We start from the raw sequence: 14971 nt of genomic DNA, 5'->3' as shown, positions 1-14971 counted from the left end.
ATGATTTAGATAAATTAGATTCAGTTTACAGTACCTCAGGTTGAATTCAGAATAATGGATTTTGGTATCGGCTTTCTCTCGAACAACGTGATGCTGCCAATCATAGATTTCTTCTATGGTATTGTGCCTAGCTACGGATTAGCGATCGTTGCTTTGACCCTGATAGTCCGCTTCGCGCTCTATCCCCTGAGTGCTGGCTCAATTCGCAACATGCGGAAAATGCGAATTGTACAACCTCTGATGCAGAAGCGGATGGCAGAAATCAAAGAGCGCTATAAGGATGAACCGCAAAAGCAGCAGGAAGAAATGGTCAATGTTCAAAAAGAATTTGGCAACCCCTTAGCAGGCTGTTTTCCATTACTAGTGCAAATGCCGGTCTTATTAGCACTGTTTGCCACTTTGCGGGGTTCGCCTTTTGCAAGTGCGAACTACAGCGTTAACTTGCAAATCTTTCCTGCAGAACAAATCGAACAAATTCAACCGCAAGCCTTTGCCACTGCTCCTCAAAATATTTACATTGCTGATGGAGAACACGTTAAAGTAGCTGCCATCCTTCCTAGTGGTAACAGACTAGCGGTGGGAGAACAAACTAAGATCCAATATCAGACCATTGAGGGCAAACCATTTCAAGTACTCTTAGCAGAACACCCAGAAAATAAGCTTATTCCTGATTGGAAAGTCACTAAAGGTGAAGATAGGGTAAAAATTGATGCCCAAGGCAATGTAGAAGCATTGCAGCCCGGAGAAGTTACTATTCAAGGAACAATTCCTGGATTAGCAGCAGACAAAGGCTTTCTATTTATTGACGCCTTAGGCAGGGTTGGCGCAACTGATCCAGATGGCACAATCCACTGGGATATCGTCGCTATGATCGTCTTTTTTGGAATCAGCCTTTATGTTAGTCAAATGCTTTCTGGGCAAAATTCCAGTGGTGGCAATCCGCAGCAAGATACAGTTAACAAAATCACTCCAGTTATTTTTTCTGGGATGTTTTTGTTCTTCCCTTTACCGGCTGGGGTGCTAATGTATATGGTAATTGGTAATATTTTTCAAACTGCACAAACTTATCTTCTCTCCCGCGAACCTCTACCAGAAGAACTGCAAAAAATTGTAGCAACTCAGGAGAAAGAAGCAGTAGTTGCAGAACAAAAGGCATTGCCATTTGAACCAAAAAGTGCCAAGAAAAAGGCGACAGGGGGATCATGAGCAATATTCCCATGCAGCGAGGTCAGCAGTGGTTAAAAACCCTGCTGGAACTCACTGGAACACCTACTGAAATTCAGGGTCATTTAGAAATTGCCCAATCTCAAGATGGCGATTCTCCAGAACCAGATAACTACTGGTTAACAATTGACCAAACTAATTTGACGACAGAACAAATCCAGGTATTAATTGGTGCTGATGGTTCTGTATTAGATGCAATTCAGTATTTAGCAAATTCGGTTTTAAACCTAAGCCAACCTCTAGATGAACAAGCTTCTTACACCATTGAGTTGAATGGCTACCGGGTCAAAAGAGAAGCCGAAATTCGCGCATTAGCAGAAGCAGCAGCCGATGAAGTGCGCTTTTCTGGTAGAGAAGTGGAAATCAAATCCCTCAGTTCTGCTGAAAGGCGGCAAATCCATACCTTCTTGAAGGAGTTTGGAGATTTAGAAACCTTCAGTCGTGGTAAAGAGCCGCATCGTCATCTAGTTGTGCGACCAGCTTCGTTGGAAGGAGTTAGGAGTTAGAAGTCGTTCAATTTTGGATTTTAGATTTTTTATTCAATCCAAAATTCCAAATCTAAAATTGGCAGAGTTAGGAGTTAATTGAAAACTCATAACTATATAATTTCAAAATTCCTCTTGTTGCCTAAAATAAAGATGTAGTATCAGTATTATTGCTGGTAATGAAGATAAATTCTTAGTGAGGATGTCTCACAAATCCTATGGACGCAATTTATATTCCGCAGCTAACTAGGGCATCGGAGCGGACAGAGGAAGTTCAGGTTAAGGAATTTCTCCCAGGTCTGGAAACGTTGACACCAGTTCGCGGTCATGTGCGCGTGGAGCATCATGGCAATTACCTGGAAGTATCCGCTCAGGCAGAAACAATTATTACTTGTACCTGCAATCGCTGTTTGCAGCAATACAATCGACGTTTAGGGCTTGATACGAAGGAAATCATCTGGTTAGACGAAACTGCAAATCAGACACATGACTTGCCCCTAGAGCGGGAAGTGACTATGGAAGATTTGCTAGAAACCCTACCGCCCGATGGTTATTTTTATCCCAACGAATGGCTGTATGAGCAGATGTGCTTGGCAATTCCCCAACGCCAGCTATGCGATCGCAATTGTCCAGGCATTCCTATAAGTACTACTGTTGATACTTCTGATACTTCTGATAGTTCTGAAACTCCAGTTGATAACCGTTGGGCTTCTCTGGAAGCACTCAAAAAGCAACTTCCGGGATAGACAAATCACTTTCAACTTCGTTGACGCGCTATTAATAGCGCGTTTATTTGAATTAGTTGATTTATAATTATACTTAATTTAGCCTCGGCTAAGTGGTTAATTTAATCGTCTTCCGCATTTAGTGCAGAAGTTGAAATTCGCTGGATTAGTGCAACTACAATTAGTACATACTATTATATTTTTTTCAATTGGAGTTTGAGATGGAGTATCTCTATTAATATTGTTGGTTGAATTAAATTCAGTGAGTGCATTATTCCTATCAGTAGATTGATGAATTAGTTGTGAACTTGGTTGAATAAATACTGGTTCCATTTGGGCAAAATGTTCCAGAAGCATTCGATGAATAAAAATGTAACTGCCTCCAACTTTTTGCAAAAAGATATGTTCAGTCGCATATTCAAGAAAGCGGACATAGTTTAGAGGTATGCAATTCTTGGTATAAAGAATGAGGCGTAAAGTAAAGTGTTGTAGGCAGGCTTGGCCACCCCCAAACACAAGCCCAGATACAAGCCCAAACACTAAACACAGTTGCAGCCATTCTTTTTTTCCGAAGATTTGTTCACCAATGAATCTCCCAAATAATGCCCCAAGTAATCCGCCAATCAATCCCATTATCAGGGCATTCTTCACTGAGTTCCATATCCCTTGGTTAGGAATTGTTCTTATCACTATCTCTGGGCCTCTCAGTCCACCTAACAATCCTAAAATCAGTCCATCAATTAGCCCATATAGTAAACCTAATTGCAGCCCAGTTAGAAGATCAAATGTTGTAGCGTTAACTAATTGCAGCCCAGTTTGGAGATCAAATGGAGTCTTAACTAGCTTAAAAAAGAGTCCTACAATTAGCCCCAAAAGCAATCCACCTGGTAGTCCACTCTTCAAAAAGTTTTTGGCTTCTTGCCAAGACCATCTCAAAGTTTCAACTGGTTTGATTTCTGCCGTACTCCACGCTAAAGGTAGTCCAGCCGAAATTACACCAATTAATGCGCCGGGTGATTTATGTATTTGCCAGCCGATTAACCCACAAGTGATTACTCCAATCAGACAATTTGCAAATTTATAAAGGATTTTTTGCACTCGATTTGGCAAGGATATAGGCTGTATTCTTTCAAGAAAAAAGACTGTTTGAGACTTTTGAAACATCTGCTGTGCTAACCAAATTAGCCAGCGCATCGCTTGCACTTTTGAGTATTTTGGCTCATATTTACGACGCTTAAACATCCGTTCAATATAAGCATCGAACAGGTGCTTTCGGCGTTCTTCTTTAGAACCTGTATTAGGTAAATCTTCAAGTTTATTACCTTTATAAGCCAGAGTCATGACGCTTAAAGTCAGGGGAGACTTGGCTAACTCTTGCAATGTAGTGTCTTCTTGAAGCAATGTTTTTACTGCTTCCAGTTGTTCACCAGCCCTGTCTAAATATTGGTTAACTTGCTGAAATGTCAAAGATTGAATGCAGATAGCACCTTGCAATTCTAAACGAGTTGAGAGAGCTTCATAATCTCGGATACGGCTTGTCACCACAATTTCAATCAATCCATGTTCTTGCATGAATTGGTTGATGGCTTGAATGCAGCTTTCCCGACGCTCGGTTTTTACTTCATCTAAACCATCTAGCAGCAGTAATAGTTGTTGATCTTCAATCCAGACTTTACCAAGCGCTTTAGAAATTTGATATGTACTATTCAATTCCTCAATCAGCCAATCAGCAATTGTTTGCTGTTTATTCCCCCAAGAAGATAAGTTCAGCACTACTGGAATAGGTTGGCTCAAATCTTTTTCAGTACAAGCAATTAATTCTTGTGCCAGCTTCAGGAGAGTGATCGTTTTTCCCGCGCCAGGTTCTCCTAAAATCAATAAGGTTCGTCCTTTTCCCATCTGATTGAAGACATCAGTGACACTTTTCCTTTCAGGTAAGGTTTGCCCAGGCTCATTAGTAATTTCTTGGACAATGTTAGATGGGCGCTTTACTGCGTCTAATCGTTCTTCCAGCCCCAGATCAATTAGACTTTTGGTATACAAAGATTTTTCTAGTACGCCTTTAATCCAATACTGTTTGACTTTATTAAGTAAAACTTCTCGGAAACGGTACTCCTGTTTCCCTGAAGGAGGTTTTACATTCCTCTGACCTATTAGTTTAGCAAAGCTGAAGTTTTCATTCACAGTTAGGTACTGAATTTGGTGCAAGTCCCGTCCAGCCTGTCCAATTTGAGCTTCCCGAATCAAAGCACCATCAATATTAAGATTTTGATTCATAAACTTTTTTTATGTAAAAAACAAAATACTTTTAGCTGCAACTCCTAACCAAGGAGCTAATTGTTTAGCAATTGGCTCTAACTTTTGCCAAATCCCTTGCCCTGCATTAAACGTTTCGTTCGCTTCTTTGAGGACTTTACTAGCTTTTTGCAAACTTGTTGCCGCAGTGTTTTTGTCTGGTTCTTTTTCATTAACTGCATCGGTTGCATAATCCAGATGTTTCAGTGCTTGTTTCTTTTGGTCTTCTGGTAAATCTGAATTACGAAATATCGATTCAATTTGTGCCATTAATTCCGCAACCTCAGGTAAGGTCAATTCTTTCTCAGTTCCACCCTGAGTATTTTGCTGATTTTGGGTCATGTCGCCAGCAGCCTGTCCAACTTGAACACCTGAAAATTGACCGCCGCCAATATTGAGGGACATTCCTCCAGGATTTTTGAGCTGTGAGTTATCTTCTGCCATTTTATTTGCTTGATAAAAACATAATTTCAAATTTACTTCAAATTGAGCAGATAACTTTCCCGAATATTAAAAAAATTACGTATATACTGAGCTAATTACTACATCACGGATGGCAGCGTAAATTCACTCGTTTACGGATGGCAGCGTAAATTCACTCGTTTCCAGTTTCCACCTACAAATGCAAGCTTCGTGGCTTTGCTTCAACTTTTATGTAAGCAAAACTTCTCCAAGTTTCATTCGTTGGTGGAGCTAGGTAACGAGAGATATATTCGTTTTTAGTTGTGAGACACAATACAAAGAAAGAACAATGAGAGAAGAACTAATAACCACAGCTAAATATGAACTTCCGTGAAGAGTTTAAACTGCTGCTACGTGCCCGCTACCCTTTGATTTATATTCCCACCTATGAAGAGGAGCGGGTAGAAGCAGCTATCCGGGAAGAAGCAACCAACCAGGGTAATCGCCCAGTGTATACTTGGGATTTTGTTGATGGCTACCAAGGAAACCCCAATGATGTTGGGTTTGGGCGGCGTAATCCGTTGCAAGCTTTAGAATTTATTGAAAAATTACCAGCTTCCGCGCCTGCGGTATTGATTCTCCGAGATTATCATCGCTTTTTAGATGATGTAGCGATCGCCCGCAAACTCCGCAACCTGTCCCGACTGCTCAAGTCGCAACCAAAAAATATTGTTTTACTGTCGCCGCGCATCGCCATTCCTGACGATTTAACCGAAGTGTTGACAGTTGTCGAGTTTCCCTTACCGGCCGCCCCAGAAATTAAAACTGAGGTAGATCGCTTATTGCAAAGTACTGGTAATTCCCTTTCTGGCAAAGTTTTAGATGATTTGGTGCGCTCTTGTCAAGGGCTTTCAATGGAACGGATTCGCCGAGTCTTGGCAAAAGCGATCGCAACCCACGGAGAATTGCGACCAGAAGACGTGGATCTGGTTTTGGAAGAAAAGCGCCAAACTATCCGCCAAACTCAAATCTTGGACTTCTACCCTGCCACTGAGCAAATTTCTGATATTGGCGGACTGGATAACTTGAAAGATTGGTTGATTCGGCGGGGAGGTTCATTTACTGATCGAGCGCGACAGTACGGATTACCGCACCCCCGTGGTTTAATGTTGGTGGGTATTCAGGGAACTGGTAAATCGTTAACAGCAAAAGCGATCGCTCATCACTGGCATTTACCCTTGCTACGTTTGGATGTGGGAAGGTTATTTGGTGGTTTGGTGGGTGAATCAGAATCTCGGACTCGCCAAATGATCCAAGTAGCTGAAGCCCTAGCTCCCTGTATTTTGTGGATTGATGAAATAGATAAAGCCTTTGCCGGACTTGGTAGCAAAGGTGATGCAGGAACAGCTAGCCGTGTATTTGGCACTTTTATTACCTGGCTAGCCGAAAAAACCTCACCCGTTTTTGTTGTCGCCACCGCCAACGACATCCAAGCTTTACCGCCAGAAATGCTCCGTAAAGGGCGATTTGATGAAATTTTCTTTGTGGGATTGCCCACCCAAGAAGAGAGAAAAGCAATTTATGATGTTCATTTATCCCGACTGCGCCCCCATAACTTAAAAAGTTATGACATCGACAGGTTAGCTTATGAAACACCCGATTTTTCTGGGGCAGAAATTGAGCAAACTTTAATTGAAGCGATGCATATTGGATTTAGCCAAAACCGCGACTTTACTACTGACGACATTTTAGAAGCAGCTAGTCAGATCATACCCTTAGCACGAACTGCCGTAGAGCAAATTCAGCAACTCCAAGAATGGGCTGCTGCTGGGAGAGCGCGTTTAGCATCCAAACACAGTCCTTTGAGCGAACGCCTCCGGCGCACTACGTGAACGCATTCAGCAGTAGCTCAAATGATGAGTTAGTCAAAACGATTTTGGATTTTAGATTTGTGATAGTGCAGCGTAAAGCCTTCTCTTCTCCTATCAAAGACGCTACGTGTAGCTTGCTTAAGAGCAGGGGTAAGCTTAGAGCAAGTCGTGAGCGTCTTTTAAATTGGTTCAGCTCACAAGGGACTGGGTATGAACCAAGAAATTCTTTCAATCCAAAATCCAAAATCTAAAATCTAAAATTGCTGGTCAATAGTTAATCATGAATTACTATTAACTATTGACCACTGGTGATCAGGTTTTAACTATGTTGTCTAACTTTATAAAGTTTATACTTGGGTTTTTCTTAGCGATCGCTGTTTTAATAGGTGGCGGCGCTGCAATCGGACTCTATTTCATGAATCGCACCGGCATACCTCCTGCCAAACCCGTTTTTTCTAATGATAGTCCCTCGGTGAAAGCCCAAGCTCCCAAAGCAACTGAGCCTGGAGGAGCTAAACCCACTCTTAAACCTGGGACAAAGGCTAAATCGTCTTCAAGCCCAACCTCCACTTCCACAGAATCACCAAAGGCTACCCCATCACCAAAACCTTTGCCATCGGGAGCTTACCGAGGGCGTGTTAGTTGGCCTGAAGGCTTAAGTTTGCGATCGCAACCAAATCAAGAAGCTGAAAAGATTGGTGGGGTTACTTTTAATCAAAAAATTATTATCTTGGAAGAAAACCAAGATAAATCCTGGCAAAAGATTCGTTTGGAAGGTAGCGAACAAGAAGGTTGGGTGAAAGCAGGTAATACTCAAAAAGTTGATCAACAATAGCTTAAAAAATCAGAAAATCAGATGTATCTACTTAATAACATCTGGAGCTACTTGAGATTGCTTTACTAGAAAATAGGAAGTATGTATCAATGTATCAATTGGAAGCTCAATTTGAAAAGTAGTTCCTTGCCCCTTGGCAGAAATACAGTTGAGCTTACCACCATGTGTTTTAACGACAATCTGATAGCTAATTGATAACCCCAATCCAGTTCCTTGTCCAACTGGTTTAGTTGTGAAAAAGGGATCATAGATTTTATTTTGTACATCTTCACTAATGCCAGATCCATTGTCGAAAATTTGAATGTTGACCCAACCGACTTGATTAATGGTTGTTTTAATCCGAATTAAAGGTGTAAAACTAGACTGTAATTTGATGTTATTAAGCTTTTGTTCTAACACATCAATGGCATTTGTAAGTATGTTAAAAAATACTTGGTTTAACTGTCCGGGATAGCAATTTACTAAGGGTAAATTACCATATTCTTTAATTACAATAATTTCTGGGCGATTGTTCGACGGGTAACTAATACGGTTCTGAAGAATGAGTAGTGTCGAATTAAGTCCTTCGTGGATGTCCACAACCTTCAATTGTGCCTCGTCTAAACGAGAAAAGTTACGCAGGGATTCCACAATATATTTAATACGATTGGCTCCGGCTTGCATTGAGTTGAGTAGTTTAGGTAAATCTTCTAGCAAAAATGGCAGATCAATAGACTTTACTTGAGCTTGAACCGCAAGCACTGGAGTTGGATAATGTTGCTGATAGATATTGATTAATTCTAAAAGTTGTCGTAGATAAATTTCCGTATGAAACAGGTTTCCATAAATGAAGTTAGCAGGATTGTTAATCTCATGAGCAACTCCCGCTACCATTTGTCCTAAAGAGGACATTTTTTCTGTTTGAATAAATTGCAATTGAGCTTTCTGAAGTGCCAACATAGCTGTCTCTAATTCTTCAGACCGAGACTCAGCTAGAGCAGCTAGTGCTTCTTGGTTTTGTAAGGCTTGTTTGAGACGTTCTTCGTTTTCTTTAAGATCAGCTGTTTTGACTAGTTGAACACTCAATTGTTCGTTGAAAAAAGATGTGAGTAGCGTCCATCCTAGAAGGAGTAATGTGAATAAGCCAATAATCGCAGCTATCCAATAGGTTGCAGCTGTATCAACTGTCGAAAACTCGATCGATTCGACGACTGAAAAATGAGTAGCCATCAAGCCTGTGTAGTGCATTGAGGGAATGGCAGTACCCATGAGAATTGCACTGCCAATCCTCAAAAAGCGTCCTGTTACTGTACTATTAGCTCTGAGGTTAAACCCTACCCAGAGGGCAACTAGTGAGATGAGAATAGCGATCGCAATGGAGAGTGCAACTACACTCAAGTCATAAGACATTTTGGCTGCTAAACGAATAGCAGCCATGCCGATGTAGTGCATTGCACTAATCCCTATGCCCATCAGGAGGCTACCACTCAACAACCGCAAAATACCAAATTCTGGCTGGCTAACTAAGTACAGGGCTAATCCAGAGGCCAAAATTGCAGGTAGCACCGAAATCAAAACTGTTAACCAATCATAGTCAATAGGAATCGGCAGACTGAACGCCAGCATAGCAATAAAATGCATTGCCCAAATACCAATTCCCATTGCGATCGCTCCCCCTAGCAGCCACGGCCACCTTTCCTGTGATTTAGCCTCTGTTACTCTTATAGCTAGATCAAGTGTGGTGTAAGCCGTAAGCATGGCAATGGTAACGGAAAATAAGACTAAGCGAATATCGTAGATACCGTGGAGCATTAGGTTGAATATTATCCGCGATTTAATGGAAGACTAGATCCCTATTTGTCTACGTTGCTCATGCTTGAAACCCAAATAGGTATAGCAAAAATTTTGTCAGGCAAATAGAAAACAAGCCTCCAAAGCTTTACGTTGCTTATTATTCCCCTACAGAAGCTTGCATATCATATCAGTCTGGGGAATTTATTGTAAATAATCATACTAAAGACAAATAGAATATAGAGCCAATGGTATGATTTTGTATACCCATAACTTCAAAAAAGCAAGTGAAAACAGGGGTAGATAGCTATTTAACCAAGCTTGCCTTAGTCTACGAGGCATCCGAAAGCGTCAAGGTTGTTGCTAGCGTAGCTAATTTCAAATTTTTGAATTGGAAAAAGTTATCTAGTGGTGCTGCAATGCGTCTTTTGTCTGTAGCGCTGATTACAGGACTGCTAAGTATCGCTGGACAAGCTTTAGCACTTCAGAAAATAGGAAGTAATGGCGCTGAAGTTAGCAATAGCCAGAGGTGTTTAAAAAAGTTACGCTACTTTAACGGCCCGGTGAGTGGCAAGTTTGCTAGCTTGACTCAGAGTGCTGTGATCAAATTCCAGCAAGCCAATAGAATCCCTGCTGATGGTGTTGTGGGTGCTAGTACTCAAAGAGCCTTGCAACGAGCATGTCAAACTAGAACTTCTAGCAGGAATACCAGTACTAGATTGCGGTCAAGTGGTCAATATCCTGTTCTCTCTCAAGGCAAAACTGGTGCAGCCGTGACAAGGTTACAACAGCGTTTGCGGCAGTTAGGCTACTTGAATGCTAATCCCACTGGGAATTTTGGCCCAATGACTAGAGATGCTGTAATTGCATTCCAGCGAAATTATCGCATATCTGGTAACGGGATTGTGAATCAACAAACTTGGAACGCACTATTGGGTTCCTCTCCGACTATAGGCAGATCAAAGCTTTCTACTCAACAAGTGAGAGAATTACAAGTGCGTTTGCAGCAGCTAGGTTATTTTAATACTGCTGCGACTGGAAATATTGGTCCAATGACCAGGGAAGCTGTCACCCGATTCCAGCGAAATTACCGCTTACCTGTTGATGGCATCGCTAATGCTCAAGTTTTAGAGGCAGTACGTAGAGCCTCCACTAGTGGATATACTACTCAACAACCAGGCAGAAGTTATCTGACTGTAGGCGATCAAGGAGAAAATGTCAGATTAGTTCAAGAGCGTTTATCGCAGTTGGGTTTTTCTAATACTAATCCTGATGGTTTTTTCAGTGATTACACCAGAGAATCTGTGATTGCATTTCAGCAATCATCTCGCTTGAATTCGACTGGAAATGTAGATTGGCAAACTTGGGAAGCATTAGGGTTGAATAACTCGAATGTGGGCAATTATACTGAAAATACTGGTTATGTATTTTCTAGTAATAATGACTATGTAGCACCTCAGACTAATCGCTATGCATTACCTCCCACCAAGGGCTACGTTGTACCTGTGAGTAATGGCAACACATTAGTTGCTAATAATCCCTACAGAGTAATAGTGCCAATTTCCAATAATAATACTCTGATTAAAGTGCAACAATATATACCCAATGCCGTTACAGAGCAATCGCATCTAGGAGATTATGTGAATGCTGGAGCATTTAGCGATCGCGCACAAGCAGAAACACTATCAAAAATGCTCCGCTCTTATGGTCTGGATGCACGGGTAAAATACAATTAACTAATTCGTAATTCGTAATACTTCGGCTACCCTCAGTACAAGTTTGTAATTCGTAATTTGTAATTAAATTGACAAACTCAACTGCGAACCTTCCTGAGTTTTATTCACTTCAATCCTGGCTTGGAAAGCTTCTTTGAGGTGAGGCATGTGGGTGACAGTGAGGATGCAAGCGAAATCGGAAGCGATCGCATTAATCGCTGCAATCAAGCGATCGCATCCTTCAGCATCCTGTGTACCAAAACCTTCATCCACAATCAGCAATTGCAACGCCGCCCCCGCCCGTTGCGCTAATAATTTCGCCAAAGCTAAACGGATGGCAAAGTTAATTCTAAAAGCTTCTCCACCAGAGTAAGTTTCATAAGCTCGTGTTCCTCTAGAATCAGCGATTAAAATATCTAGAGTGTCTATCAGCTTGGCATTTTTCTTGGTTGATTTAGCACTACGCCCAGCTTTTTGAGTAATAAATTGTACATGAAATTGATTACCACTCAGCCGCGAAAGTAGTTGATTTGTCTCAGCTTCCAGTTGCGGTAACACATTTTCAATCATCAGTGTTTGGATACCATTTTTACCAAAAGCTTGCGCTAATTCCTGATAAACACGACATTCCTGTTTGCAAGATTGTAATTGCTGCTGCTGTTGTTCATACTGAATTTGCAGCGTTTCTAATTGATGCGCCAGTTGTTCTAAACGCCCTAATTTGGCAATTTGCTCATCGAGTTGTCGTCTGCGTATTGCTAACTGCTGCTCTAGAGCTTGAATTTGGGCAGAGGGGTTAGCTGTTGCTTGTAATTGCTGGATAATACTTTCGATTTGCCCGCCGAGTTTTTGCCGCTCCGTTACTCTGGCGCTTCTGGATTCCTCTAACTCTTGCAATCTCATCTGGAATTGGGGATACTGCTGCTGGGCTGACAGGAGTTGTTGATACCGCAAATGCCAAGATTGAGCTTGGCGAACAGCTATACGCAGATTATTGTGCTGCTCAGAACTATAGCCAATTTCGGTAATGTGACGCTCAAGAGCCGCGATTTGTTTAGCACATTCAGAATCAATCTGATCTTGCTGGATTTTGGCTTGTAATTGAGCAATTTGGGATTGTAATTCTGGTTTTCGAGCTAACAGTTGCGCTTGTCGCTTAGTAGCGTCTTTAATTTGTCCTTGTTTAATTTCTGCCCATCGCCACCGCTCAACTTCACTTCGGGCGAGGGCGTGGTCTTGTTCATTATAATTAACTTGTTGCAGATATTGGTCTAGCTGCCGGAGTTCGGCTTGTTTATCAGGAGCGTAATCACCAGCTTGGAGCGATCGCTCTAAATGTTGTTTTTCAGCAGCAATTTGTTGTAACTGTTGTTGGACATCAGTTGTTGCTTCTAACTGTGCTGCCAACTGTCCGCGTTGTTCGCGTAAACCATCGTAACCCGCCAATTGTTGCGATATTTCCCGATATTCCTGTCTAAGTACCTGAATTTCTCTGTCTGACACAGCCATTTGTTCCCGGACTACCCAAAACTGCCCTTGAGTATCTTCTATTTCAGTTTGGGTTTTTTCCACTACCCGACTCCAGTGATGTTCATCTAAAGGACGCTCACATAATGGACAAAGTGCTTCAGGGTTTTGGAGCATTTGCAATTTTTGCTCTAATTCTCCCAGCAGTTTTTCATAATCCCGTTGGTGAGCTTGCAGGCGTTCAATAAAGTGCCGCCTTTCTTGCCCTTTTTCCTGGACTCGTTGCAGATAAACTCGCTTTTTCTCCAGTTCCTCAATCTGAATTGCCACATCCATTACCGCTTGTTGCAGTTGCGGTTGGCGGCGATGCTGACGTTGCAATTGGTTCTCAGTACTTTGGAGTTGTTCGAGTCGCACTACTAAACCTGCATGAGTGCGATCAAGTTGGCTTTGTAAAGTTGCTCGTTGTTGCAACAAGGGAGTAACTTGCATTTGCAATTGATCTAGGCGAGCAACATGGTGACGAGCTGCGGCGAGTTGTGACAAAGCAGCTTCTACTTCACCTGATTTAGTTAAAGTTTGCTGAATTTCTCGCTCTTGTTGCTGCAAAGCTTCGATTTGGGCTTGGGCTTGTTGTAGTTGCCGTTCAATTTCGTGAATTTGTTTGGTAAGCTGTTGTTGCTTTTGTTGGCGAGTCTGCCCAGCGCGGGTGTATTCTTCAAATTTGGTAGCAAAGGCTTCTTCTTGAGATTGGAGACTTTGATATTCAGCATATCCAGCTTTAATTTCAGCTTCTTGATGTAATATTTTTTCTAAATCTGATAGCTGAGAGCCTATAGCTGATTGTTCTTGTTGGAGGCGATCGCAATCTTGGCTAAGATTTTGGTATTGCTGCTTTACAAAACTGAGTTGCTGTTCCCAATTTTGGCGCTGGTGCTGGACAACTTGCAAACTTTGTAACTGAATATTATCAAAAGCTTGTACCTGTTGCAGTTGGTTAAGTTCGGCTTCTAACTCCACTCTTTGCGCTTCGGTTGTCTGGCGTTGTTGCAGTTGAATTTTGATCGAGTCCAAAGAACGCTCTAACTCTACTGCCCTGGCTTTGAACTGACGAGAAGATTCCTTTGCCCGTTCTTCCAAATCATCATACTGATTGAGTTTTAACAACTCCGCTAAAATTTCTTTGCGTTCCGTCGGGCGTTTGAGCATGAACTCATCTGCACGACCTTGGCGTAAGTAGGCAGAATTAATAAATGTATCATAATCAAGCTTGATATGTTCTAGAATCAAATCCTGTGTTGCTCTTACCCCTTTGCCAGTCAGTGAGCGAAACCCAGATGGTATTTCTATTTGAAATTCAAGAACGCTAGTACCTCCCCGAATTCGGGTACGAATCACCCGATATTTTTGCTGGTTGCTTTTGAAAGTAAAATCAACTCGAACTTCTTTCGCCCCAGAATAGATGACATCATCTTCAGTGGTGGCACGGCTTTCACCCCAAATTGCCCAAGTGATTGCTTCCAAAAGTGAAGATTTACCTGCACCATTGGAACCCGAAATACAAGCCGTATGCAAACCGCCAAAATCTAAAGTTGCATCACGGTAACTAAGAAAATTTTTGAGGATAAGTTGTACTGGGATCATTCACGCTATAGCGCCACATCTACTTTTAATAAATAACAGTACAGATGCACTGTTTGTTAGTTTAGCTATCTAGATATCAGGTTTCTAGTCTTGAAGACATCAATTTTACAAAATTTAACAATAAAATCAACAAATTTTTCTTGTTGCATGAAAAAGTTTTGCTGTCTTTGGAGAAAAATAAAACTTATGTGGAGGTTTGTTGTTATTTCTGCCTCTTATCTGAGAGAAAAACATTCATAGAAGAGTGACAATAATGTGTAGGTTTTGCCTAAAGAATCACTCTGATGTAGGTTGAGTTAAGGAACGTAGCAAGATCCCGCAGGGTAACCCAACAAACCATACAAAATGTTGGGTAACGCATTGCCTCAACCCAACCTACAATATCAGGCAATGGCGTAGCCTAGAGCAGGCATCGCACTTTTGATCTCAATATCTGAGCCGTTCCCCCTTGGAAAGCAGGGCTAATTTATTGTGATGAGAGAAAAATTAGGGTAGCCAGAAATTAGATACACTAAATCTTTATAGCGGCTGATTTGAT

Annotated in this window: 10 protein-coding genes; 6 read left to right on the top strand and 4 right to left on the bottom strand. The window is 41.6% G+C overall.

Features of this window, described 5'->3' with window-relative positions; all coding sequences use genetic code 11:
• Positions 1–54 precede the first annotated feature (54 nt).
• The 3 genes from yidC to V7L20_RS07650 all read left to right on the top strand — a co-directional run bounded on the left by yidC (position 55) and on the right by V7L20_RS07650 (position 2455).
• Positions 55–1206, top strand: a complete 1152-nt coding sequence (gene yidC, locus V7L20_RS07660; RefSeq protein ID WP_334743499.1) for a membrane protein insertase YidC — start codon at positions 55–57, stop codon at positions 1204–1206.
• Positions 1203–1730: a Jag family protein gene (locus V7L20_RS07655; RefSeq protein WP_334743498.1), complete on the top strand. Its 528-nt coding sequence runs from the start codon at positions 1203–1205 to the stop codon at positions 1728–1730. Before yidC ends, V7L20_RS07655 begins: the two co-directional genes overlap by 4 nt.
• Positions 1731–1927: 197 nt before the next feature.
• Positions 1928–2455 carry a YceD family protein gene (locus V7L20_RS07650; protein WP_334743497.1) on the top strand — a complete coding sequence of 176 codons (528 nt, stop codon included), beginning with the start codon at positions 1928–1930 and terminating at the stop codon, positions 2453–2455.
• A 96-nt stretch (positions 2456–2551) separates the two neighbouring features.
• Here V7L20_RS07650 and V7L20_RS07645 read toward each other — a convergent pair whose 3' ends face one another.
• The gene (locus V7L20_RS07645) at positions 2552–4711 is read right to left on the bottom strand and encodes an NACHT domain-containing protein (protein ID WP_334743496.1); all 2160 of its coding nucleotides are present in this window, start codon (positions 4709–4711) and stop codon (positions 2552–2554) included.
• Between the two features lie 9 nt (positions 4712–4720).
• Positions 4721–5173, bottom strand: a complete 453-nt coding sequence (locus tag V7L20_RS07640; RefSeq protein ID WP_334743495.1) for a hypothetical protein — start codon at positions 5171–5173, stop codon at positions 4721–4723.
• Between the two features lie 338 nt (positions 5174–5511).
• On the opposite strand from V7L20_RS07640, the gene V7L20_RS07635 reads away from it, so the two are divergent.
• Together V7L20_RS07635 and V7L20_RS07630 are read left to right on the top strand one after the other, a co-directional pair.
• The gene (locus V7L20_RS07635; protein WP_334743494.1) at positions 5512–7023 is read left to right on the top strand and encodes an AAA family ATPase; all 1512 of its coding nucleotides are present in this window, start codon (positions 5512–5514) and stop codon (positions 7021–7023) included.
• A gap of 304 nt (positions 7024–7327) precedes the next feature.
• Positions 7328–7837 carry an SH3 domain-containing protein gene (locus V7L20_RS07630; protein WP_334743493.1) on the top strand — a complete coding sequence of 170 codons (510 nt, stop codon included), beginning with the start codon at positions 7328–7330 and terminating at the stop codon, positions 7835–7837.
• A gap of 27 nt (positions 7838–7864) precedes the next feature.
• Here the strand turns inward: V7L20_RS07630 and V7L20_RS07625 are convergent, their stop codons facing one another.
• Positions 7865–9628, bottom strand: a complete 1764-nt coding sequence (locus tag V7L20_RS07625) for an MHYT domain-containing protein (RefSeq protein ID WP_334743492.1) — start codon at positions 9626–9628, stop codon at positions 7865–7867.
• A gap of 266 nt (positions 9629–9894) precedes the next feature.
• On the opposite strand from V7L20_RS07625, the gene V7L20_RS07620 reads away from it, so the two are divergent.
• Entirely contained in the window at positions 9895–11343 is a 1449-nt protein-coding gene (locus tag V7L20_RS07620) for a peptidoglycan-binding domain-containing protein (protein ID WP_334743491.1), read from the top strand.
• Between the two features lie 63 nt (positions 11344–11406).
• On the opposite strand, the gene V7L20_RS07615 is transcribed toward V7L20_RS07620, so the two are convergent.
• Positions 11407–14433: an SMC family ATPase gene (locus V7L20_RS07615; protein ID WP_334743490.1), complete on the bottom strand. Its 3027-nt coding sequence runs from the start codon at positions 14431–14433 to the stop codon at positions 11407–11409.
• Positions 14434–14971: the final 538 nt, after the last annotated feature.

It is taken from the genome of Nostoc sp. (assembly GCF_036916735.1).
GTDB lineage: Bacteria > Cyanobacteriota > Cyanobacteriia > Cyanobacteriales > Nostocaceae > Nostoc.
Note: the sequence above shows the minus strand (reverse complement) of the source record. Positions and strands in the feature narration are given on the sequence as shown.

Coding starts and splice junctions, on each gene's coding strand:
- V7L20_RS07635 (WP_334743494.1), top strand. CDS start 5,512: ATGAACTTCCGTGAAGAGTTTAAACTGCTGCTACGTGCCCGCTACCCT.
- V7L20_RS07650 (WP_334743497.1), top strand. CDS start 1,928: ATGGACGCAATTTATATTCCGCAGCTAACTAGGGCATCGGAGCGGACA.
- V7L20_RS07640 (WP_334743495.1), bottom strand. CDS start 5,173: ATGGCAGAAGATAACTCACAGCTCAAAAATCCTGGAGGAATGTCCCTC.
- V7L20_RS07625 (WP_334743492.1), bottom strand. CDS start 9,628: ATGCTCCACGGTATCTACGATATTCGCTTAGTCTTATTTTCCGTTACC.
- V7L20_RS07655 (WP_334743498.1), top strand. CDS start 1,203: ATGAGCAATATTCCCATGCAGCGAGGTCAGCAGTGGTTAAAAACCCTG.
- V7L20_RS07645 (WP_334743496.1), bottom strand. CDS start 4,711: ATGAATCAAAATCTTAATATTGATGGTGCTTTGATTCGGGAAGCTCAA.
- V7L20_RS07630 (WP_334743493.1), top strand. CDS start 7,328: ATGTTGTCTAACTTTATAAAGTTTATACTTGGGTTTTTCTTAGCGATC.
- V7L20_RS07615 (WP_334743490.1), bottom strand. CDS start 14,433: ATGATCCCAGTACAACTTATCCTCAAAAATTTTCTTAGTTACCGTGAT.
- yidC (WP_334743499.1), top strand. CDS start 55: ATGGATTTTGGTATCGGCTTTCTCTCGAACAACGTGATGCTGCCAATC.